The organism is Pseudogemmobacter lacusdianii, assembly GCF_030848395.1.
Classification (GTDB): domain Bacteria; phylum Pseudomonadota; class Alphaproteobacteria; order Rhodobacterales; family Rhodobacteraceae; genus Pseudogemmobacter; species Pseudogemmobacter lacusdianii.
Genome location: NZ_JAVDBT010000010.1, coordinates 127,030 through 146,670, shown reverse-complemented (window position 1 = coordinate 146,670; position 19,641 = coordinate 127,030). Strand labels below are relative to the sequence as shown.

The 19,641-nt window shown below is 60.7% G+C and carries 20 protein-coding genes and 1 tRNA gene; 6 read left to right on the top strand and 15 right to left on the bottom strand.

Features of this window, described 5'->3' with window-relative positions; genetic code table 11:
- The first annotated feature begins 49 nt into the window (after positions 1–49).
- From Q9295_RS11895 to Q9295_RS11885, 3 genes are read left to right on the top strand one after another with little or no spacing between them, the layout of a single operon-like run.
- On the top strand, positions 50–442 hold the full coding sequence (locus Q9295_RS11895; RefSeq protein ID WP_306680794.1) for an HK97 family phage prohead protease: 393 nt from the start codon (positions 50–52) through the stop codon (positions 440–442).
- Complete coding sequence (locus tag Q9295_RS11890; protein ID WP_306680793.1) at positions 439–957, top strand: hypothetical protein; 519 nt, start codon at positions 439–441, stop codon at positions 955–957. The genes Q9295_RS11895 and Q9295_RS11890 overlap by 4 nt, the downstream gene beginning before the upstream one ends.
- On the top strand, positions 950–2,026 hold the full coding sequence (locus Q9295_RS11885) for a phage portal protein (RefSeq protein ID WP_306680792.1): 1,077 nt from the start codon (positions 950–952) through the stop codon (positions 2,024–2,026). The genes Q9295_RS11890 and Q9295_RS11885 overlap by 8 nt, the downstream gene beginning before the upstream one ends.
- 575 nt (positions 2,027–2,601) lie before the next feature.
- On the opposite strand, the gene Q9295_RS11880 is transcribed toward Q9295_RS11885, so the two are convergent.
- From Q9295_RS11880 to Q9295_RS11860, 5 genes are all read right to left on the bottom strand, one after another.
- Positions 2,602–2,675, bottom strand: a tRNA-Cys gene (locus Q9295_RS11880).
- A gap of 266 nt (positions 2,676–2,941) precedes the next feature.
- Positions 2,942–3,967, bottom strand: a complete 1,026-nt coding sequence (locus tag Q9295_RS11875) for an extracellular solute-binding protein (protein ID WP_306680791.1) — start codon at positions 3,965–3,967, stop codon at positions 2,942–2,944.
- Positions 3,968–3,987: 20 nt separating this feature from the next.
- Entirely contained in the window at positions 3,988–4,788 is an 801-nt protein-coding gene (locus Q9295_RS11870; protein WP_306680790.1) for an ABC transporter permease, read from the bottom strand.
- A complete protein-coding gene (locus Q9295_RS11865; protein WP_306680789.1) occupies positions 4,785–5,702 on the bottom strand; it encodes an ABC transporter permease in 918 nt (305 codons plus the stop codon). Before Q9295_RS11865 ends, Q9295_RS11870 begins: the two co-directional genes overlap by 4 nt.
- Positions 5,702–6,757, bottom strand: a complete 1,056-nt coding sequence (locus Q9295_RS11860; RefSeq protein ID WP_306680788.1) for an ABC transporter ATP-binding protein — start codon at positions 6,755–6,757, stop codon at positions 5,702–5,704. Before Q9295_RS11860 ends, Q9295_RS11865 begins: the two co-directional genes overlap by 1 nt.
- A 118-nt stretch (positions 6,758–6,875) precedes the next feature.
- Between Q9295_RS11860 and Q9295_RS11855 the strand changes: the two genes are divergently transcribed.
- Together Q9295_RS11855 and speB are read left to right on the top strand one after the other, a co-directional pair.
- Positions 6,876–7,664, top strand: a complete 789-nt coding sequence (locus Q9295_RS11855) for a helix-turn-helix transcriptional regulator (RefSeq protein WP_306680787.1) — start codon at positions 6,876–6,878, stop codon at positions 7,662–7,664.
- A 166-nt stretch (positions 7,665–7,830) separates the two neighbouring features.
- Positions 7,831–8,775: an agmatinase gene (gene speB / locus Q9295_RS11850; RefSeq protein WP_306680786.1), complete on the top strand. Its 945-nt coding sequence runs from the start codon at positions 7,831–7,833 to the stop codon at positions 8,773–8,775.
- An 8-nt stretch (positions 8,776–8,783) separates the two neighbouring features.
- On the opposite strand, the gene Q9295_RS11845 is transcribed toward speB, so the two are convergent.
- Positions 8,784–9,713, bottom strand: coding sequence for a LysR family transcriptional regulator (locus Q9295_RS11845; protein ID WP_306680785.1), 930 nt, complete (start codon positions 9,711–9,713; stop codon positions 8,784–8,786).
- A gap of 158 nt (positions 9,714–9,871) precedes the next feature.
- Here Q9295_RS11845 and Q9295_RS11840 point away from each other — a divergent pair, with 158 nt between their 5' ends.
- Positions 9,872–10,927, top strand: a complete 1,056-nt coding sequence (locus tag Q9295_RS11840) for a hypothetical protein (protein WP_306680784.1) — start codon at positions 9,872–9,874, stop codon at positions 10,925–10,927.
- A gap of 13 nt (positions 10,928–10,940) precedes the next feature.
- Here the strand turns inward: Q9295_RS11840 and Q9295_RS11835 are convergent, their stop codons facing one another.
- From Q9295_RS11835 to Q9295_RS11795, 9 genes are all read right to left on the bottom strand, one after another.
- Complete coding sequence (locus tag Q9295_RS11835; protein ID WP_306680783.1) at positions 10,941–11,900, bottom strand: hypothetical protein; 960 nt, start codon at positions 11,898–11,900, stop codon at positions 10,941–10,943.
- Positions 11,901–11,924: 24 nt separating this feature from the next.
- Positions 11,925–12,416 (bottom strand): hypothetical protein, encoded by a 492-nt coding sequence (locus tag Q9295_RS11830; RefSeq protein ID WP_306680782.1) that lies wholly within the window; start codon positions 12,414–12,416, stop codon positions 11,925–11,927.
- Between the two features lie 26 nt (positions 12,417–12,442).
- Positions 12,443–13,345 carry a DUF4150 domain-containing protein gene (locus Q9295_RS11825; RefSeq protein WP_306680781.1) on the bottom strand — a complete coding sequence of 301 codons (903 nt, stop codon included), beginning with the start codon at positions 13,343–13,345 and terminating at the stop codon, positions 12,443–12,445.
- Positions 13,345–14,427: a beta-ketoacyl synthase N-terminal-like domain-containing protein gene (locus Q9295_RS11820; protein WP_306680780.1), complete on the bottom strand. Its 1,083-nt coding sequence runs from the start codon at positions 14,425–14,427 to the stop codon at positions 13,345–13,347. Before Q9295_RS11820 ends, Q9295_RS11825 begins: the two co-directional genes overlap by 1 nt.
- A complete protein-coding gene (locus Q9295_RS11815) occupies positions 14,424–15,476 on the bottom strand; it encodes a DUF2169 family type VI secretion system accessory protein (RefSeq protein ID WP_306680779.1) in 1,053 nt (350 codons plus the stop codon). The genes Q9295_RS11820 and Q9295_RS11815 overlap by 4 nt, the downstream gene beginning before the upstream one ends.
- Before the next feature lie 302 nt (positions 15,477–15,778).
- Positions 15,779–16,432 (bottom strand): methionine ABC transporter permease, encoded by a 654-nt coding sequence (locus Q9295_RS11810; protein ID WP_306680778.1) that lies wholly within the window; start codon positions 16,430–16,432, stop codon positions 15,779–15,781.
- Positions 16,413–17,459 (bottom strand): methionine ABC transporter ATP-binding protein, encoded by a 1,047-nt coding sequence (locus Q9295_RS11805; protein ID WP_306680777.1) that lies wholly within the window; start codon positions 17,457–17,459, stop codon positions 16,413–16,415. Before Q9295_RS11805 ends, Q9295_RS11810 begins: the two co-directional genes overlap by 20 nt.
- Positions 17,460–17,593: 134 nt before the next feature.
- Positions 17,594–18,394, bottom strand: coding sequence for a MetQ/NlpA family ABC transporter substrate-binding protein (locus Q9295_RS11800; RefSeq protein ID WP_306680776.1), 801 nt, complete (start codon positions 18,392–18,394; stop codon positions 17,594–17,596).
- Between the two features lie 214 nt (positions 18,395–18,608).
- Positions 18,609–19,610 (bottom strand): LacI family DNA-binding transcriptional regulator, encoded by a 1,002-nt coding sequence (locus Q9295_RS11795; protein ID WP_306680775.1) that lies wholly within the window; start codon positions 19,608–19,610, stop codon positions 18,609–18,611.
- Between the last annotated feature and the right edge of the window lie 31 nt (positions 19,611–19,641).

The window sequence follows — 19,641 nt, the reverse complement described above, 5'->3', positions numbered from 1 at the left end:
TCTGTCAGTCTCCTCGCGGAGCCTGAATCACGCCGCGAGTGGATAATCAATGGGTCCTGACCCTAAGAAGGCGGGCACGCTTCTGTTCAATGACACGCTGGAAGCTCTGCTTTTCGAGGTGATCATTACCGAAGAAGTTCAGCGCACAAGCTGGTGGCAAGACTTTCTTGCGGCGTTCATGGCTGGACTGATCGTCGGTATTTCGCCCGGCTTCCGTGTTGCGCCTCCTGAGGCGGTAGCAGAGGCCGAGACGTTCGAGGATGAAGACCCGGCAGAGGGTAACGCGATCATTCGCACCATTCTTGCAGCGATCCTGTTTGAATTGTCGTTTGTGACCCGGCCAGCCTATCCGAACACGCAATTGGATCTGCGGTCCGAGACGCATCAGGACCGCATTCCCGTTCGTGGTCCGGCCTATTCCTTGAACAGGTGGCGCGCATGACAAGCCTGCATATCGAATCCGAGGCGGTCATTGGTGCCGTCACCTATCCCGCTGCACCTCCTGACGTGACGGGCAGCATTCCCGAGGTCATTTGGAGCATATTGGAAAACTATGTTGCGACACGCTGGAGCACTGCTGAAGTTGAATTTGTCGTTCATTCGCCATGCCGTAACGGTTGGCGTCCTCCGTATTATCCATGGGTCGTGCAGTCTGTTGACGGCGATCCTGCCGAAGTGAACGAATTTGGCGAAGTCACTCTAGAACCCGGTCGGCACAAGGTTGTTTGCCAGATCGGCGGGCAGGTTGTGACGGCTGGTGTGCAGGAGGCCTATCGCCGCCTTAGCGCCTACTACTCCGATCCTGACAACCAGAAGGGCTATTCCCGTTACTCAGTGAACCTTGGCGGAGAAATCTCCGAAAGCTGGTCACGCGGGCGCAACACCAGCGCCGTGGGCAACTCGGGTGCGGCGGAATTACTGCGAAAATATAGGAAGGCGGGGATCGCCCATGTTTGATTGGTTGAAGCGAAAAAAGTCTGAGGTCGAAACCCGCTCTGTGGCGCAGGGTGGCTTCACGGGGCAAGTGATGGCTCTGCGGGAAAGCTGGCTGGCAGGGCACAGTGGTCTTGGTGAACTTACCGCCGCAGTGCAGTCATGTGTGTCGCTGTGGGAGGGTGCTTTGTCGGCTTCCGAGGTGACGGGGGCTGACGGGCTTATGACGCGCTCGGTGATGGCACAGACGGCCCGTGCGCTGGCTCTGCGGGGCGAGGCGCTTTGGTATATCGGTGACGCTGGCCTGCTGCCTGTGAGTGATTACGATTATTCAACGCGGCAAGGCGTGCTGCGGGCTTATCGATTGACTATCCCGGATGCTGGCGGGGCTTATTCGGTGAACGCGCTGGCCGGTGAAGTGCTGCACTTCAAGATTGGTGTGGACGCGGTAAACCCGTGGCAGGGGACTAGCCCGCTGCGGCGCGCATCCCTTACGGCAGAACTGTTGCACGTCTTGGAAACGACGCTTGCCGAAGTCTACAGCAACGCGCCTATCGGATCGCAGGTTGTTCCGTTCCCGGAATCCCCCGGCACTGATCTGGAAACTCTCGGCGCTGGCTTCAAAGGGCGGCGCGGTCGAGTGCTGTTGCGTGAAAGCGTCAACGTTGCGGCTGCTGGTGGTCCTGTCCCTGCGGCTGATTGGAAGCCCCAGAGCCTGACGCCGAACCTAGCTGACAGCATGGTGACGCAGAACCTAGCCGCTGCCCGTGGTGCGATCCTGAATGCTTATGGCGTGCTGCCGGGGTTGGTAGAGCCTTCCACAACTGGACCGCTGATCCGTGAGGCGCAACGGCACCTTGCAGGCTGGACGCTGCAACCTGCGGCGTTGCTAATGGCAGAGGAAGCCAGTGCCAAGCTGGGCGGCGTAGTGGAAATTGACGTTATGCGGCCTGTCCAAGCCTATGATGTGTCTGGGCGTGCGCGGGCGATGGCAACGCTTGTTCAGGGTCTGGCGCAGGCCAAGGAAGCGGGGATTGATCCTGATGCGGCGTTGCGACTGGTCAACTGGGGGCGCGACGATGCGGCTTTCTGATTATCGCAGAGACATGTTGGAACGCTTCTGGCGCGATCTTGCGGCAAGGCATTCCACGGTTGCCGCAATGGCAAGTGAGGCAGAGGTTACGCCTGCTTATGTGTATGCTTCACTGGCACGCTATGGCGTTGTCACGCCGCGACGGGGGCGCTGATGGGGACTAAGTATCGCGTCTCAGTTTGCGAACCGCCTGTGGTCTGCCATGACGGTCCGAAAATTACGCGAACTGGCGCTAGAACTGAGGGGCTGGCACGCTACTTCACCGGGGAGCCGTGCAAGTATGGTCATATTGATGAGCGCTACACGTCTAGCACCATGTGCCTGCGCTGCGAGAGGGAGCGGCATCGCTCAGAAGCCTATCACAAGTGGGCGGCAAACTATCAGCGCAGCTACCTCCCTGAGCCGTCGAGACGCCATAACTCCAAGTGGCAACGGGTTCAGGAAGCTGCCTAAGTGTTGCCGTAAAACAACATTTCTGCGATGGCTAGCTAACTAACAATAACAGTCTTAATGGTGGGTAGAATGGCGGATATCCAGCCATGACCCCATTTTTATTCAATGATTTCAATGTAGTATGGAGGCGGGTACCGGAATCGAACCGGTCTTCACGGATTTGCAATCCGCTGCGTAACCTCTCCGCCAACCCGCCGGAGCCTAGGCGGGATTTAGGCGGTTTGGTGGAGGACGTCAATCGCTAACGCGCGGGGAAGTGACAGGAATATTACCTGGATTGATGCAGGGGGGTGCGACGGGCCGGCGAGCGGGCTTGCGAGGCGGCAGGCTGGAGGTGAGGCCTATGCACGGCGGGTCACCTGTGGCGGCGCCTCGAGCCATAAGAGGACGCTATCGGCGTCGTGATCATGGTCAATCGTTCTGTAGGCCGCCCCTTGCCGCGGGGCAGGGGCGGCCCTGGAGTTACTTCTTCAGATTGGTCCAGATAGCGTCATAAAGCTTCTGCGTCGCCTCATCGCAGACTGCCACGAAGCTGCCATTCGGGGCATCTGCGGGCGGGTTGTTCTCGGGGCTGTTGCGGATCTCTTCGGTCAGGAAGGGCTCGACCCCGGTCACGCCCGCCGTATAGGCGGTGTAATTGGTCAGCGTGCCGGCATTTTCGGGGTCCAAGAGGAAGTTCAGGAACTTCAACGCGTTCTCGCGGTTGGGCGCATCGCGCAGCAAGACCGCATTGTCCATCCAGACCACAAAGCCCTCTTTGGGATAGGCATATTCTACATTGGCGCCTTCAGCCCGGGCCTTGGCGGAAAAGCCGTTGTAGATCATCCCCGCTGCTGCATCGCCCGAGACCAGCACGTCCTTGGCGGTGTCCGAGCCAAAGCTTGCCCAATGCGGCTTGGCGGCCAAGAGCATATCCATCAGCGCCTTCAGCTGATCCCGATCGGTGTTGCATTGCGGCATACCCATATAGATCGAGGCCAAGGCCAGAACCTCACCTTGGCTGTCGAGCATATTGATCTTGCCCTTCAGCTCTTCCGGCGGATCGAATAGGATCGTCAAGCTGTTGATATCGCCCTGATAAACATCCCGGTTCACCGCAAAGGCGGTGGAGCCCCATTGATAAGGGATCGAGGATTTGCGGCCCGGATCAAAGGGCACGTCCAGCCATTGCGGGGCGATATTGCCGAAGTTCGGCAGCTCTGCTGGCTCAAACGTGTCGAGCAGGCCTTCACCGGCCATGATCTCAACCATGTAATCGCCCGGCACCGTGATGTCATATTGGCCGATCTTGCCGGCCTTCAGGCTGGCCAACATCGCCTCATTGGAATCGAAAGTGTCGATGGTGACGGCAATACCCGTCTCACTTTGGAACTTATCGACCAGCTCTTGCGGGATATATTCAAACCAGTGGTAAAGCTTCAGCTCACCCTCGGCGAGGGCAGGGCTGGCCATAAGTGGCAACAAGGCTAAGGCGCGCAACTGTTTCATGTGTCGTCCTCTCTGCTGTGTCAGGGGCTTCTTTGGCCCTTTCGGTTGATCAACCAGGACAAGGTGACGAGGCTGGCCGAAGCCAACAGCATCAACGTTGAGATGGCCATGATATTGGGTTTGATGCCTTGCTTAACGCTTCCGAAAATGGCGGTCGGCAGGGTCTCCATGCCGGCACCTTTGACGAAATTGGTGATGATGAAATCATCCAGGCTGATGATGAAGGCCAAAAGCCAGCCCGAGATCACGCCCGGCGCCATCAAGGGCAAAAGCACATGGGCGAAGGCGCGCGCACGGCTGGCGTAAAGGTCGCGGGCGGCCTCTTCGTAAAAGGGCTCAATCCCTTGCAGACGCGCGGCGATCGGGAGGTAAGCGAAGGGGATGCAAAAGGCGATATGGGCGATGAGAATGGTGCCATAGCCGGTTTTGATACCGATCATGGTGAAGAAGATCAGCATGGCGACGGCGGTGACGATCTCGGGGACCATGAGGGGTAGGTTGATCAGCGCAAAGCTGGCGTTGCGGCCGCGGAACTTGCCGCCGCGCACCATGGCAAGGCTGGCGGCGGTGGCGATTATCGTCGCGGCAGTGGCGGCCAGCACCGCAATTGTCAGCGAATTGCGCGCAGCAAGGCCGAAGCGCGGCGCCTCGGGGCCGGTGAAGACATCGATATACCAGCGCCAAGAAAACCCGCCCCATTGGGTGATCGAGGTGGAGCCGTTGAAGCTATAGACGGTGACCACGAGAAGGGGCGCGTAAAGCACGATCAGACAGACAAGCGTGATCGCCAGAAAGCCCGGGAAATGCCGCACGCCCTTCATTTCTGGCTCCTTTGTGCGCGGGCGTAAAAGAGCAGGGAGAGCAGCACTAAGCTCATCAAAATGACCGAGATGGCGGCGCCGAAGGGCCAGTTGCCTTGGCTGCCCTTGAATTGCTCATCGATCAGGCTGCCGATCATGAAGGTTTTGGCGCCGCCCAGAAGGTCGGGCGCTAGGAAGGCGCCAAGCGAGGGGATGAAGACCAAAAGGCAGCCCGCGATGATGCCGGGTTTAACGACCGGCAGAGTGATCTCGCGCAGGGTCCGCCAGCGGCTGGCGTAAAGATCGGCGGCTGCCTCGCTGAGCGCGAAGTTGTAACGTTCAACCGCGGCATAGATCGGCAGCACCATGAAGGGCAGGTAGCTGTAGAACAGGCCCAATTGCACGGCGAGGTTGGTGTTGACCAAGGGCAACGGGCCAGAGGTGAGGCCAATGCCCATGAGGAATTCGTTCAGCGGGCCGTTGTCGCGGATCAGGAATTTCAGGCTGACGGTGCGGATCAGCAGGTTCACCCAATAGGGAATGGTGACCAAAAACAACCAAATAGAGCGGCTGGCGGGCGGACGCGTTGCGATGAACCATGCGGTGGGAAAGCCGATCAGCAGGCAAAGGCCGGTGGCAACGGCTGCCTGCCAAAGCGAGCGCCAGAAGATGCCAATATAGGTCCATTCAATGCTGGCGGGTTCATCCCCGAAAAGGCCGCGCGAGATGAAAAACTGGTCATAGGCGGCCAGTGAGAATTCCCAAATCACCCCGCCGCGAAACTCTTTGGTAAGAAATGAATAAACCACCATCAAAAGGACGGGCAGGAGCAGGAAGAAGCCGATCACCGCCCAAGTGGGCAGCATCAAGGGCAGAGCCAGCGGGGCCCATGCGGCATCCTTGCCCGACTTGCCCGAGGGGCCGGCGCCCGCCATCAGTCCGCCAAAAGGCGCGCCGCACCTTCCTCAATGCTGATGCGGATCTCTTCGCCCTCATTCGGCAAAGCAGTGCGGGCCGAGTTTTGCATGCGGATCACCAGCGGGCTGCCGTCGGCAAGCCGCGCCATAAGGTGTAAGTCCGTGCCCAGATAGACCACATGTTCCAGCCGCGCGGTCAGGCTGCCTTGGGGATCCAAGCTCAGCCGTTCGGGGCGGATGGAGAGGCTGTGCTGGCCGCTGGCTGTGGGGGGGGCGGGCAGATCAAGCGTGCTGCCACCGGGCAAAGTGACCCGTGTTAAATCTTGAGAAATAGGTTGAGCTTCAACCTGTAATATATTGGTTTCACCAATAAAATCTGCCACGAACCTATTGTTTGGCGCCTCATAAATCTCGCGCGCCGTGCCCACTTGTTGCAGCCTGCCAGCCGACATCACCGCGATCCGGTCGGACATAGTCAGGGCCTCTTCCTGATCGTGGGTGACGAAAATAAAGGTGATGCCAGTGTCCTTTTGCAGTTGCTTCAGCTCAAACCTCATGGTCTGGCGCAGCTTTAAATCAAGCGCCGACAGCGGCTCATCCAAAAGCAACACCCGCGGCTCTGGTGCCAAGGCCCGCGCCAAGGCCACCCGCTGCTGCTGGCCGCCGGAAAGCTGCGCCGGCAGGCGATCGGCAAAGGCGCTCAGATGCACGATCTCAAGCATTTGACCGGCGCGGGCGCGGCGCTTGGCCAGATCGACGCCCTTCATCTTCAGTCCGAACCCCACATTGTCCAAAACCGACATATGCGGGAACAGCGCGTAATGTTGGAACACCGTGTTCACCGGGCGGCGGTCCGGCGGCAGATTGGCGATATTCTGGCCAAAAAGCCGGATCTCGCCCGCGCTGACAGCTTCAAACCCGGCGATCATCCGCAAAAGCGTGGTCTTGCCACAGCCGGAAGGGCCTAAAAGGGTGAAGAATTCGTTATCCGAGATCGAAAGCGACAGGCTTTCCAGCGCAGTCGTCGCCCCAAAGCGCTTAATAACCTCGATGATCTCGATGGCATTCGCCATGCATACCCCCCGCTTTCGCATCACAGGCTAGGCGCAAGGCTTCTAAGGGGTATATACCCCCAGAGAGGTATCGATTGCATGGCGGTGTGAAGGGGCGGCAAACCACGGGGAGAGGCGGATGGACCCATTGGTCAACCGAGCCGAAGATGCGCTGGCGGCGGCGGTGCGCCGCTTGGGGAAGTCGGGGTTTGAAGCGGCTTTGATGGCGCTTTTCCAGCGCCTGGCCAATCCCGATAACCTTTTGATCTTGGCCTATCGCGACGCGGGCGCGCCGCAGGTGATCTATGCCGAGGCGGGCGACAGCCCAGTCTTCTCGGCGCTGCCCACCACCTATCTGGCCGGGGCCTATCTCTTGGACCCTTGCCACGGGCTCCATCTGACCCGGGTGCCAGCCGGGCTTTACCGGCTGCTCGATGTGGCGCCAGACGCCTTCCAGCGCAGCCGCTACTATGTTGAATATTATCAAGGAACCACGCTGATTGATGAGCTGACCTTCGTGGCATATCCCGCGCCGGGGGTGTCGCTGAACATCTGTCTGGGACGCGATCTCACCTCAGATCAGGTCTTCTCTGCGCGTGAAGTTGAGGCATTGGAACGCCTCACTTCGGTCGTTCTGGCCTTGGCCGAGGTACATTGGGCGGGGCTTACCGGGGCTGCAGCTGCGCCTGCTGACATCGCAGCAGAGCTTGTCGCCGCCTTGGCACCGCAAGGCATTCAGCTCTCGCCGCGTCAAGCCGAGGTGGCACTCTTGATCCTGCGCGGCCATTCGTCGACCTCCATCGCTTTGCGGCTGGGCGTCTCCGTGCAGACGGTCAAGGTCTTCCGTCGCCAACTTTACGGCAAATGCGGCATCTCAAGCCAGGCCGAGCTTTTCGCCTTGATGCTGCCACTCTTGCGGCCGGTTTAGCGCCGCAATCGTTGCACCAGTTGCATCGAAAAGTTCGATGTATTGGGGCGTCACTTGTGATGTAACCGGTCCATGCCCTCTGCCAATCTTTCCGTAAAATTGCGGGAGATATTTTGTGACATCTGAAAAAGCGACTGCTCACACCTATGCATCAGGCAGGCTTAATTTGCCATTTGTTGGGATTTCGACCTTTGGAAAGCGCGAATATGTCGCGGATTGGTCGCAGATTAAGGCCGATATTGCCATTCTGGGCGCGCCTTTTGACTTTGGCACCCAGTTCCGGGCGGGCGCGCGGTTCGGGCCGCGTGCGATCCGTGAAGCCTCGACCCTGTTCAGCTTCGGCCATGCTGGGGCTTATGATCATGAGGATGATCGGACTTATTTGGGCAGCGATGTGCGCATGGTCGATATCGGTGACGCCGATATCATTCACACCGATACCGCCCGCAGTCACGCCAATATTCGCACTGGTGTTGAAGCGATTTTGCAGGCTGGCGCGCTGCCGGTCGTGCTGGGCGGGGACCACTCGGTCAATATTCCCTGCATCGAGGCCTTCGAGGGGCAGGGTGATATCCATATTCTTCAAATAGATGCCCATCTCGACTTTGTGGATGAGCGGCATGGCGTGCGGGTCGGCCATGGCAGCCCGATGCGGCGGGCTGCTGAAAAGCCGTGGGTCACTGGGTTAACCCAGGTTGGCATTCGCAACGTCTCGTCCACGGCGCAAGAAGGGTATGAGGCGGCGCGGGTAATGGGGTCCGACATCCTCTCGGTGCGTCAGATGCGCGCTTTGGGGGCACAGGAGGTCATTAACCGTATTCCTGAGGGCGCCAAAGTCTATGTCACCATCGATATCGACGGATTTTGCCCCTCTATCGCGCCGGGCACTGGCACGCCCAGTCACGGAGGCTTTCTCTATTACGAGGTCCTAGAGATGCTTCAAGCCGTGGCGCGCCGCCATGATATCGTCGGGGTCGATCTGGTCGAGGTCGCTCCCGATTATGACCAAACCGGCAGCACCGCGATTTTGGCAGCGCAGATTCTGCTGAACTTCCTTGGGTTCATTTTCGATGCGCGGGCCGCGCGCGCAACAGGGGCCGCGCCCGTCTAAAGAGCTGGTCAATCAAAGGGCAGGATCACATCCCGCTCACCCGGCCGAGGGGTCCGTAAGGGCTGCTCGGCCACGCGTTTTAGAAAGCTACGGACCATCATGTTGCGGGCATTGTCCTGCCGGTAACGCAGCTTGATCGGTGAGAGGTAGTCGATCCCGGGCATGACGCGGATCCGGGCCAGCCCCGGCAATCCCAAAGCATAATGGCAGGGCAAAAAGCCGATAAAAGCGCCAGAGCGGATCATTAATGCCTGCGTTTCCATGCTGTCGACCAGAGCGGCGGGCGAAAGTTGACCGATCCTGCCGATGTCGTAGCGATGCAGATAACTGCGCGCTGCAAAAGGATAATCCTGCAAGGTATCTGTATCCACCAGCGCCAATCCGGCCAAGGGATGATCCTCAGCACAAAAAAGCGCGTGCCGCTCACGAAAGAGTGGGCGCTCTTCTAGCCCGGCAACGGGTTGGAAAGCGGGACCGATGGAAAAGTCCAATTTCCGCTCAAGCACCAGCCGCTGCATCTCGGTTGCGTTATGCGTGGAAAGCTCGATGACGGTGGCGGGTGCGCGCTGGTTGAAGCGGCGCAGGATCTGCGGCAGGTCCCACAAAGGGTTGGTTAGGATCGCATCGACAAGCCCCAGCCGCAACACGCCGCGCATCTGCCCTACGATGCTGGCGGTGGCATTTTGGAACTGGTCAGCTGCGGCCAAAAGATCATCTAAAGCGGCCAAAAGTTGGCGGCCCTGTTCTGTCAAAGCAAAGCCACCGCGCCCGCGTTGGCAAAGCCTCATATCGAGGCGTTTCTCAAGATCAGCAAGCTGACTGGAGAGGGTCGACTGTGAAACATTCAGCACCGCCTGTGCGCCAACAAGTCCGCCCGCCTCGACGATCGAGCGGAAACTGCGCAGCAACTTTAGGTCAACATCCTGCAATCGGCGCATCACATGCTCCTGCCACATCCATCGCCTTCATATCGGAAGATGCGATGTTTTACGTCATAAATTCTGGTTTGTCGCTGCAAGGATACTTCTTAGATGCAGTGCCTCAAAGGTGGGTAGAAACTTGTCGGCGAATCGCGGATTTGCCTTAGATTGATGGGATGGAGCACGATCCCAACACCGTCGCTTTTGTGCTGCGCGAGCACGTCGGTTTGGCGGCCTTTCTATGGGCGCAACGGGATTCTTTGGCGCAAGAGGATCCGGCGGATTTCGCTGCCCTTGCCACCGTTGACGGCCGGCTCGCTGCCAATCTTGATGCTTTGTTGCTGGCTGGTGGCGCGGCTTGGCCGATGATTGATGCGGCCTTGGCGGATTACCCTGAAAAGGGCGAGGTTTTTCTCTATGCTCACCACGCATTGCAAAACCAAGATTGGGCGCGGCTTGAGGCTTTGGTGCCGCAGGCCGCCGCGGCGGAGGAGGGGCTACACGGCCTTGGCGCTGCGCTCGCGCATCTTCCCCCGGCAGTGACCGCTGCGGTGGTGCGTGATTGGTTGGGCCATAGCGATGGATTTCGGGTGCAAGCGGCACTTGAGGCTTTGACAATACGAAAAGTCGATCCAGGCCAAAGACTTGCAGAGTTTCTGCGCCACCCCGATTCCGGCGTTCGCACCTGCGCTTGCCATTTGGCGGCGGTTTTGGAGCGGCAGGATCTCAAACCGGAGCTGCGCCAGCTCTACGCAACGGATGCAGCCGCTCAAACCGCCGCTGGACGGGCATTGGCCCGGATGGGGGAGCCAGTTGCGGCGCAAAGCTTGATGGCTGAGGTTGCGGAAAAGGTCGAGAACTGGCCGCAAACTTTACGCATTTTGCTGTCCTGCCTGCCAGCCGATCGCTTTGCGGCTTGGATGACGGAGTTGGGCGGCGATCCAGCCACCCGCGAGATCGTTGTGCGGGCGGTGGGTATGGCGGGTGACCGGCAACGGCTGGACTGGATTCTGGCCCAAATGGCAGAGCCGGAAACCATCATCGCGGCCGGCCATGCGGTCATTGATCTTTGTCCCGAAGCGGCGAGCCAAGAAGAGCTTTGGTCGAGCGAAGCGGCTAAATTTCCGCCCCGCATCGCCGCGCATTTCCAAGAGGATATGCCGCGTTTGCCCTTAGCCAAGGCAATGGCGCAGGCCTTGCTCGGGGGGGCACGTAAGGGACGCTGGCCTTAACGCATTGATAAGGCTACACTCTATAGACCAAATCAACGGCCAGCAGGCTGTTCGTCATGGTGGAATATTCGATCTCGATCCCAATGACACCACGGTGCCAGACGGCGGTCAGCTGGAAATCCTCGGCAGCGATGGCCTCGGGCTCCTCACCCATGGCAGCTATAATCTCTTGCCATGAGGCACCAAATCGCAAAGCGCGCGGGAGCTCTCCGGGCCAGTTGCGCGCGCCGAAGCGGCGATCACCCAGCAAGGTGATGCGGTCCAGCGCCAGACCCTGCACGTCTTTGACCACGCCAAATTGCAGCTCTAGCCCCAGATCGTCGCGAAGATCGGCGCGCATCAGGCTGGGATCAAGCGCTTGCAGCGCGCGCGCATAACCCGTGCGTGCCAGCGTTGCATCAAGTTGCGCGTCGCTGAGCGGTCGACCCAGCATTGCAGCCAGTTCCGCCACCGAGGGGCAACGGGCCAATGCTTCCGGATCAGGCGCCAAGATTGGCGGGCGCAGGATCGCGACGGCATAGTGAAAAACGCTGCTGCTGCCGTAATCTACCGTGAAGTCAAACCCTTGCAGGGGCCAGGTGTCCCGCTCACGCCAGCGCAGCTCTGCGCCACTGCGCTGCATCTGCGCCCTAATACTGGCGCGGTCATCGCCGAGACGCAGATCAAAGGGGAAACCACCTTCATAGGGCGCGGCAGCAGGGTGGGCAGCGTAGAAATAGATTTGGGTGAGCAGCATCGGCCCTTCGCCCCATTCGACCGGCGGGGCTCCCAGAAAGCTCGCTTCATCCTCAAAGCCAAATTCGATGCCGCGTTGCAGGTTCGCCAGCCAATCTTGCACCTCGCCGACCTCATCCGAGAGCGGGTCCGTCTCAACCTCGGGGCTGCGGGTGATCTGGAACTGCTGCAAGAGGTTCTGCACCCGCCGATCATCCGCAGGCAGGCCAAGGCAAGAGAGGATCTCAATCGGGCGCATGGCGCGGGCCTTTCGTCAGATAACTTAACTCTTTTCTGCACCCTCGGGGACTGAACTCTTCGGCTCAGGCAGAAACACTGTCAAAGTGGTCAAGGACTGCAGATCCTCGGCGTAGCTGGCGGTGACCTCGGTTCCGTCGATCAGCCACTTATCCCAATGCCCATCTTTAGCGACAGCCTTGGGCGCACCGAACTTTGCGCGCAAAGAAGCTTGGCCGTCGCCTGGCCGCACATCGTAAGGCAGAAACCCGTGGTAAGGTTTGCTGCCCTTGAGGTGCAGCGCGATGCCATAAAGGATGCCCACCCCAGAGCCCAAGCGATCTTTGCGGCCCAAGACCACCGGATCGGCAAAATTCACCGTGAGGCCGCCAAAGCTTTCATAGGATTCAAGCATATGGCGCTTGATCACCGGAGGCTTGGCAAGCCCGGCGCGGGTGCATTCTGCCACGACCGCTGGATCGAGGGTGGATTTGCCGAAATGCTGCGCCCAGCTGCGATAGTCTTCTTGGTCGGCCATGCCACGCCCCCATGCTGTGGAAATTGTTACGGATATTTCGCCTTACAATCCTTGATCGCTTTGTCGATCATGGTGTCAGTATCGTTGGAACGGGCCTTCTCGGCCGCTTTACGATAGGCCGCCGCGCAGTCTTTGTCGGCGGCGCTGCCCTTTTCAGCGACCTCATCCAGATGCTTTTGCATCGCCTCGGTGTCGCGCTTAGCGGCGGCCTTCATGGTCTCGGGAGACTGCGAGTCGTCATTGATCTGTTGGCGCGTGTTGTGGCCGCTGCAGGTCGGGCTGAACCCCCGATGCGATTTGCGAGGGATGACGATGGCGAAGCCCCGGTCCCTGCAGGCCCGTAGGGTGCAATCTTTCTGATCCTTACTGGCGCCTTTGAAATCTTCATTGACGCGGGCGCGGGCGTAGAGCTGCGCCTTGGCGGGGATGTGGTCGCGCTCATACAAAGGGCGTGCGGCCTTGCCGTTTGACTTTAGGCTGCCGTAGGTGCCGCATTCGCCGCATTTGAGCCATGGCTTGCCCGTCGCCGGGTCCATATTCCCCTGCAAATTGGCGGCATTCTGGTTGTTGTGGAACTTTTTGTCGGTGTGGCGGCAGGCATTTTGCCCATCCATCTTCACATCGAAACTATAGGTGATCCAATCCGTCGCCTTCATAGTGACGCTGGATTTCACCCCGCCCGCCGTGCCCGGCTCATCGCCATTGGAGGAGCCATATTGCGAGCCCTTAATCGCGATCATGTTGCTTTTGGCTTTGACGGTGGTGGTGCCGCCCTTCAGCGAGGATTGCTGGGCAATATTGGGGTAGGGGATCGGGATTGGCCCGCCGGGGCTGGGGGTTTTGCAGACATCCGGGATCGTCGCCATCGAGATGCCGATGGTGGATTTATAGGTCAGCCCAAGGCCGTTGATCAGGATATGGGACGGCATCAACCCCTCTCGATCCGGCCCAGAAGGGCCGCGCTGCGTTGACCATGTTCTGAGCTGCCCCAAATCAGGGTCAGCGGTCCGGGCGCATAGCCGCGCGCCTCGGCCTCGATCGCGAGGCAGGCGTGCAAAGGCCCCGAGGCAGCCCCCACATCGCCAAAGCAATCGGCGGGGGGCTGGAAGGAGGCGGCGTTGCGGAAAAGCTCAGGGACGCGCAGGGCGGCCATGCCATATTCATTGGCGCGATAACGCTCGCCATTCATATCGCAAAGCACCCAATCGGCGGCGGGTAGGTCAGCGGGGGCCGCACCATTGGCGCGGGCTTGGGTCAGTGGCTCGGCAATCTCGCGGAAGGCCTGCGACAGGCCAAGTCCAAGGCAAATGCCGTCATCTTTAAGCCGCACCGTCTCACGGGCCGAGGCTGTGCGCAGCACCGCAAGCAGCGGTCGCAGGCGCAGCTGTTGCGCCGTGCTGGCCGAGGTCAGCAGCAAGAAACTCGCCGCTTCGCCGGGACAAAATCCGTAGATATTGCCTTCGGAATGCAGCTGTTCGGCCAGATCAAGCGCGTTGAGCTGCGGCGGATCGAGATAGCTGTCAACGCCTCCAACCAGCACCATCTGGGCGCGACCCTCTTGGATAAGGCGACTGGCGGCATCGATCATGCCAGTGCCGCCCGCATGGCCAGTCATCGCATGTGCCCGCTCGGCAATGGCGATCCGAGGTTGCAGGGCCTGCAAAAGCCGCTGCATCAGCGCCTCGGAGGTTCCCTGCTCTTGGCCGGTTCGGGGTTCTCCGGTGGCAAGGAGCAGTGTCAGCGGCGGATAGGCATGCGCGATAGAGGCAAGCGGGGCCAGCGCCTCAACTGCTGCGGGCAGGGCCAAAGCGGTGAGCCGCGCGGCACCGCGCAAGCCCAGATCAATCCCGGTGTCACGCGCCACTTTGAACGGTTGGCCAAAGCGGTCGCGCAGGTCGGGATAGTCATCGGCGGCCGAGATCGCGCAGCGCCAAGCTGCCGCGCTGCTCTGCCGGTTGCGCCCCAAGGGGGTGCGCGCACCGGCGCCAAGGATCACCACGCGCCCGCTCATTGCGGCACCCAGACGCCGGTGGCTTTCACCGAGTCCGGTGTGCCACTGCGCGGCCTGACCCGCAGAGCGGTGCCCAAAAGCCGCTCTTCCATGCCACCCGGCACATGCAACGCGGTCTGATAGACAATCTCGAAACGGTTCTGATCTGGGTAAAGCCACAAAGTGTGGATCTGGGCGCGTTGGTTGTGATCCCGCGCACCGCGAAAGCTGGTCACGATGTCAAAGGTGACACGCGGCAGCACGAAGCCCCAAATCCCCTCGGGCGTGACACCGCCGACGCGGACCTGCTCATAGCCTTGCAAGGGGGTGGCGGTTTGCTGGTCCAAGGGGGCCGAGCGGAAGTAGCGCCGGTCGAAGTCTTCCGGCAGCAGCGGGTCGCGGTTTTTGCGCCAAGCTTCGTCATAAGTGCCGCCAAAGCTGCGCCGGGGCAGCCAATGATGTGCCACCGGACCAAAGCCTGCCGTCCGGCCGCTCTCACCACTGCGATAAGGGGCGGTGGCATATTCGATATTGGGGGCTTGGGTCTCACGCAGACGCTCGGCCTTTGCGGCAAAGCCGCGCCCGGCGGGGTTCTCGCCGTGCCAGCGTGAGGCGTCTTCGGGGTCATAGCCGCCATAGCTTTGCGCCCAGGTTAGCGGCAGTGCAAGGAAGGGCAAAGGCTCGGTCACTTGGGTGCCGAGCGCGCCTTGATAGATCAGCCGCTCGCCCAAAACCTCAAGGCTTTTGTCGATATCGGCAAGCTTTAGCCGCACCGAGACGCGGGGGCTCGGCTGACCATGCGGGGCGACGGCGCGGCCGGCCAGCAAGACATCTGTGCCGGTTTTGCTTAGGGCAAAGTCGCTGTCGCTGAGCATCTCGGCGCGGAGAGGGTCGCCGGCGAAACTGGGCGCCATTTGCACCGGCGTTTGGCTACGGGTCGGGCGCTGCACGCCATCGGGGCCAATGCGGAAGCTGGCGCGGATCGCAACAAGCCAGAACTCGGCCCCGCGCTCATCGCGGATCCAGGTGCGATCGGCAGAAAACGGCGTCTCGTTATGCAACAGCCACACGGGTTACGTCCAATGGCACAGGGAAATGCTTCGGCAACAGGCAAGGGTAGGGACGAAAAATCGCAGTGAAATGTCGGCGGAACGGATGCGCCATGGCCAAAGGGGCGGTGGTGCAGAAAGGCTGGCATCAGGCAAAGGCAGGCGGATGCGTCAGGCAGGGCTTAATAAGCCGAAGTCTGCACGGCTTTGCGGCGTTGCGCAAGACACTGCTAAAGTGTGAGCGCGGGGCGCGGCGGGGCAAAGCAAAACGGCGCCCAATCAGATTGAGCGCCGCTAAAGATTGGTCGGATGATTTGAGATGCTCAGCGCTTGTCGATCCGGCGAGCAAGGCTGTCGCCGGCCCATTGCATGCCGATCACCATCACCACCAAGATCGCCACAACCGCCAGCATGATCTCGGTTTCAAAGCGCTGATAACCGTAACGAATGGCGATATCGCCCAAGCCGCCAGCGCCGACCGCCCCCGCCATCGCCGATGCGCCAATAAGGGTCACCAGCGTCACCGTGAAGCCCGAAACGATGCCGGGCAGGGCCTCGGGCACCAAGACGTCGCGCAGGATCGTCCAGCGGGTTGCACCCATCGCGCGGGCGGCATCGATCAAGGCGCGGTCCACCTCACGCAAAGAGACCTCGGCGATGCGCGCGTAATAGGGCGCGGCGGCGATGGTCAAAGGCACGATGGCCGCGGCAATGCCGATGGCCGAACCGGTGATCAGCCGGGTCAGCGGGATCACTGCCACCAGCAAGATGATGAAGGGCAGCGAGCGCAGCCCGTTCACCACCAGCCCCAGCGAGCGGTTCACGGCAAGGTTTTGGAAGATGCCGCCGCGATCGGTGGTCACCAAGATCAGCGCCAAAGGCAGGCCGATCACGAAGGACAGGAAGCCCGAGACGCCGGTCATCAGCACGGTTTCCCACAGGCCCTTTAGCAGCAGATTATACATCGCTTGGGACATAACCCAACACCTCGATCGCTGTGGTTTCGGGTTGCAAGCGATCCACCACCGCTTGGACGGCCTTGGGATCTGCAGTGCCAAGCGCCAAGAAGAGCCGACCGTAGGGCTCACCCTGCACGTCGTTCAGCCCGCCGTGCAGCAGGCGCGCGGGCAGGCCAGTGATGCTTTGGATGATCGCCAAAAGCGGCTGACGTGCCGCGGCGCCGTAGACGTCGACGCGGATCAAGGCTTGCTCGCCCTGTGGGGCAAGTTGTCTGGCCAAATCTTGCGGCAAGACGGGAGAAAGCCCACGCAGCAGGCTGCGGGTCGTCTCGGCCTGCGGCGAGGCCAGAACGCGCGCCACCGGGCCTTCCTCGACGATGCGGCCGGCGTCAAGCACCAGCACGCGGTGGGCGATCTGGCGCACCACCTCCATCTCATGGGTGATCATCAAAACGGTCACACCCAACTTGCGGTTCACGTCCTGCAAGAGCTGCAAGATCGACTGCGTCGTTTCAGGGTCCAGCGCCGAGGTCGCCTCATCCGAGAGCAAGAGCAGTGGATCCGCCGCCAAAGCCCGCGCAATGCCGACGCGCTGCTTTTGCCCGCCAGAAAGCCGGGCAGGGTAGGTATCGGCCTTATCGGCAAGGCCCACCAGCTCCAAAAGCTCCATCACCTTGGCTCGGCGCTGCGCCGGGGGCTGGCCTGCGATCTTCAGGGGCAAAGCAACGTTATCGGCGACGGTCTTGGCCGACAGCAGGTTAAAATGCTGAAAGATCATGCCGATGCGACGGCGGATCGGTTGCAGCGCTTGTTCCGAGAGGTTCGTGATATCGGTGCCGTCGATCTCAACCCGGCCCTCTTGCGGGCGGTCCAGACCGTTGAGGCAGCGGATCAAAGTTGATTTCCCCGCGCCCGAGCGCCCGATCAGCCCGACGATCTCGCCGGCTTGGAGCGTGAGGGAAATGCCGTCGAGTGCAGGTCGGTCGTTAAAGCGTCTGACCACCCTCTCGAGTTGCACCACCGGGAGCTTATTGCCCGTGTTCATCCTTAACCCTGACTTCTTAACTTAGAAAGCGAACGGCAGGCGCCTTTTGAGGGACGCCTGCCCGTCTTACGAAGGCTTGGCGGAAGCTGCAAGCTGGCCGGTCGGGCGCGCTTGCAGCTTGTAGCCTTCGGGATTTACCAAGAGGTAACGGCCGAGCCTTTATAGGTGACGGCATAGGCCTCTTTCACTGCATCGCTTTGGAAAGCTTTGCGCAGCGTCTCAACCCAAGCGGCATCCTTGTCTTCGGTGCGGATGGCAAGGAAGTTCATGTAAGGGTTGTTCTCGCCGGATTCTTCGGCGATGCGGTGGTCCAGCAGACCGGCTTTGAACGCCCAATCGGTGTTGACCACGGCGGCGTCGAGATCGTCGATGGCGCGACCGACAACACCGGCATCCAGCTCACGCAGATCAAAGCCGCGCGGATTTTCGGTCACGTCGATGACGGTGGCCAGAATGCCAGCTTCCGGGTCAAGCTTGATCAGGCCAAGTTGCTCCAGCACCTTCAGCGCGCGGCCACCGTTCGACGGGTCATTCGGCAGGCCGATGATCGCGCCCTCGGGCAGCTCTTCCAAGGTCTTGTAGGTCTTGGAATAAACGCCGATCGGGAAGATCGCGGTGTCGAAGGCCTGGCTCAGCTCATAGCCATGTGCGGCGATTTGCGCTTCGAGATAGGGGCCGTGCTGGAAAGCATTGGCGTCGATATCTTTGTTGGCCAAAGCTTCGTTCGGCTGGGTGTAATCGTTGAAGGGCACGGCTTCGACGATCAGCCCAGCGGGTTTCGCCTCAGCGGTGACGGCGGCCCAGACTTGTTCGTCCTCACCACCCATGATGCCGACTTTCAGCGTGACGTCTTGCGCCTGAGCGGCCGAGGTCACGACCAGAGCGGTCATAAGGGCAAGGGCACCACGGCGCGAAAGGGAAAGGATAGGAGACATGTCGGTCCTCGTCTGTTTTCTAGAGCCGGTCTGAGCCGGAGGCCCGCTGCTTATCGGATGCGACGGGGGCAAAGACAATGGAGGCGCAGAGAATGCCTTTCCGATCTTACTGGGCGAAGGGGAAAGCTTTCAGCGATAACAGGCGCGGCGGAGAATTCCCGATCAGCAGCGATTTTAAGGCGTTGCGAATCTCAAGATCGGGTGGCGCAGCCCTTCAGTCGGCCCAAGGCGCGGTGCTGTCGCGCAGAACCAGTTCAACCGGCAGGATATGATCGCCCTCAGGCGCAGCCTCGCCCGACAAAAGCCGCAACAGACTTTCCGCCGCGATCCGCCCCAGATCGGCACGGGGTTGGCGGATCGTGGTCAAGGGCGGCGCGATATGGGCGATCAGCTCGATATCGTCAAACCCAACCACCGAGAGGTCACGCGGCACCTGCAAACCTTGGCGGTGCAACTCACCAATCAGCCCGCAGGCCATCTCATCCGAGGCCAAAAAGAGCGCAGAAGGGCGCGTGTTCGGGTCTTGCACCAGCCATTGCCGCGCCGCCTCTTGGCCCGATTGCAGCCCAAAGTCGCCGTGATAGATCGCGCTATCAGGCAATGTTAGGCCATGCTCGGCCAGCGCCTCATGCGTGCCCGCAAGCCGGGCTATGGACAGCACATTCTGCGTAGGGCCGGTGACATGGCCGATGCGGCGATGGCCAAGGCCAACCAGATGATCGATCGCGAGTTTCGCCGCCGCCCGGTTGTCGATCTTGACCCGCGGCGCTTGCAGCCCGGGGATCCATTCGCAAGCCTCGACCAATGGCACGCGGGCCAGCGACTCAGCGGCCAGACTGCCATCGAGTACGATCAGCCCATCGGCACGCGACGGCTCGGCATAAGCGAGCAGGGTTTCGGGATCGCTGGTGCGGGTGTCGGCGACCAAAAGGTTATAGCCGGCGGGGCCAAGCACACCGGCAATCCCGGAAAGGATCTGAGAAAAGAACGGGTTGGCAAGGTTCGGCACCAAGGCCAGAACGCCGCCCGTGCGACTGTGGCGCAGGTTGCGCGCCGTCAGGTTCAGCCGGTAGCCGGTGGCCTTCACCGCCGCCGCGACAGTGGCGCGGGTTTCAGCCGTGACCATCGAGGGATTCGACAAAGCCCGGCTGACCGTGGCGGTCGAGACGCCTGCAAGGCGCGCCACATCGCTGATTCTCGGCCGGGCTCGCACCATTTAATTCCCCAATTCTCGTGACTTGGCATCG

Coding starts and splice junctions, on each gene's coding strand:
- Q9295_RS11830 (WP_306680782.1), bottom strand. CDS start 12,416: ATGGCCGACCAAGAAGACTATCGCAGCTGGGCGCAGCATTTCGGCAAA.
- Q9295_RS11835 (WP_306680783.1), bottom strand. CDS start 11,900: ATGCGCCCGATTGAGATCCTCTCTTGCCTTGGCCTGCCTGCGGATGAT.
- Q9295_RS11870 (WP_306680790.1), bottom strand. CDS start 4,788: ATGAAGGGCGTGCGGCATTTCCCGGGCTTTCTGGCGATCACGCTTGTC.
- Q9295_RS11810 (WP_306680778.1), bottom strand. CDS start 16,432: ATGTCCCAAGCGATGTATAATCTGCTGCTAAAGGGCCTGTGGGAAACC.
- Q9295_RS11875 (WP_306680791.1), bottom strand. CDS start 3,967: ATGAAACAGTTGCGCGCCTTAGCCTTGTTGCCACTTATGGCCAGCCCT.
- Q9295_RS11825 (WP_306680781.1), bottom strand. CDS start 13,345: ATGCCGTCCCATATCCTGATCAACGGCCTTGGGCTGACCTATAAATCC.
- Q9295_RS11795 (WP_306680775.1), bottom strand. CDS start 19,610: ATGGTGCGAGCCCGGCCGAGAATCAGCGATGTGGCGCGCCTTGCAGGC.
- Q9295_RS11820 (WP_306680780.1), bottom strand. CDS start 14,427: ATGAGCGGGCGCGTGGTGATCCTTGGCGCCGGTGCGCGCACCCCCTTG.
- Q9295_RS11855 (WP_306680787.1), top strand. CDS start 6,876: ATGGACCCATTGGTCAACCGAGCCGAAGATGCGCTGGCGGCGGCGGTG.
- Q9295_RS11895 (WP_306680794.1), top strand. CDS start 50: ATGGGTCCTGACCCTAAGAAGGCGGGCACGCTTCTGTTCAATGACACG.
- Q9295_RS11800 (WP_306680776.1), bottom strand. CDS start 18,394: ATGTCTCCTATCCTTTCCCTTTCGCGCCGTGGTGCCCTTGCCCTTATG.
- Q9295_RS11885 (WP_306680792.1), top strand. CDS start 950: ATGTTTGATTGGTTGAAGCGAAAAAAGTCTGAGGTCGAAACCCGCTCT.
- Q9295_RS11890 (WP_306680793.1), top strand. CDS start 439: ATGACAAGCCTGCATATCGAATCCGAGGCGGTCATTGGTGCCGTCACC.
- Q9295_RS11805 (WP_306680777.1), bottom strand. CDS start 17,459: ATGAACACGGGCAATAAGCTCCCGGTGGTGCAACTCGAGAGGGTGGTC.
- Q9295_RS11845 (WP_306680785.1), bottom strand. CDS start 9,713: ATGCGCCGATTGCAGGATGTTGACCTAAAGTTGCTGCGCAGTTTCCGC.
- Q9295_RS11840 (WP_306680784.1), top strand. CDS start 9,872: ATGGAGCACGATCCCAACACCGTCGCTTTTGTGCTGCGCGAGCACGTC.
- Q9295_RS11860 (WP_306680788.1), bottom strand. CDS start 6,757: ATGGCGAATGCCATCGAGATCATCGAGGTTATTAAGCGCTTTGGGGCG.
- Q9295_RS11865 (WP_306680789.1), bottom strand. CDS start 5,702: ATGGCGGGCGCCGGCCCCTCGGGCAAGTCGGGCAAGGATGCCGCATGG.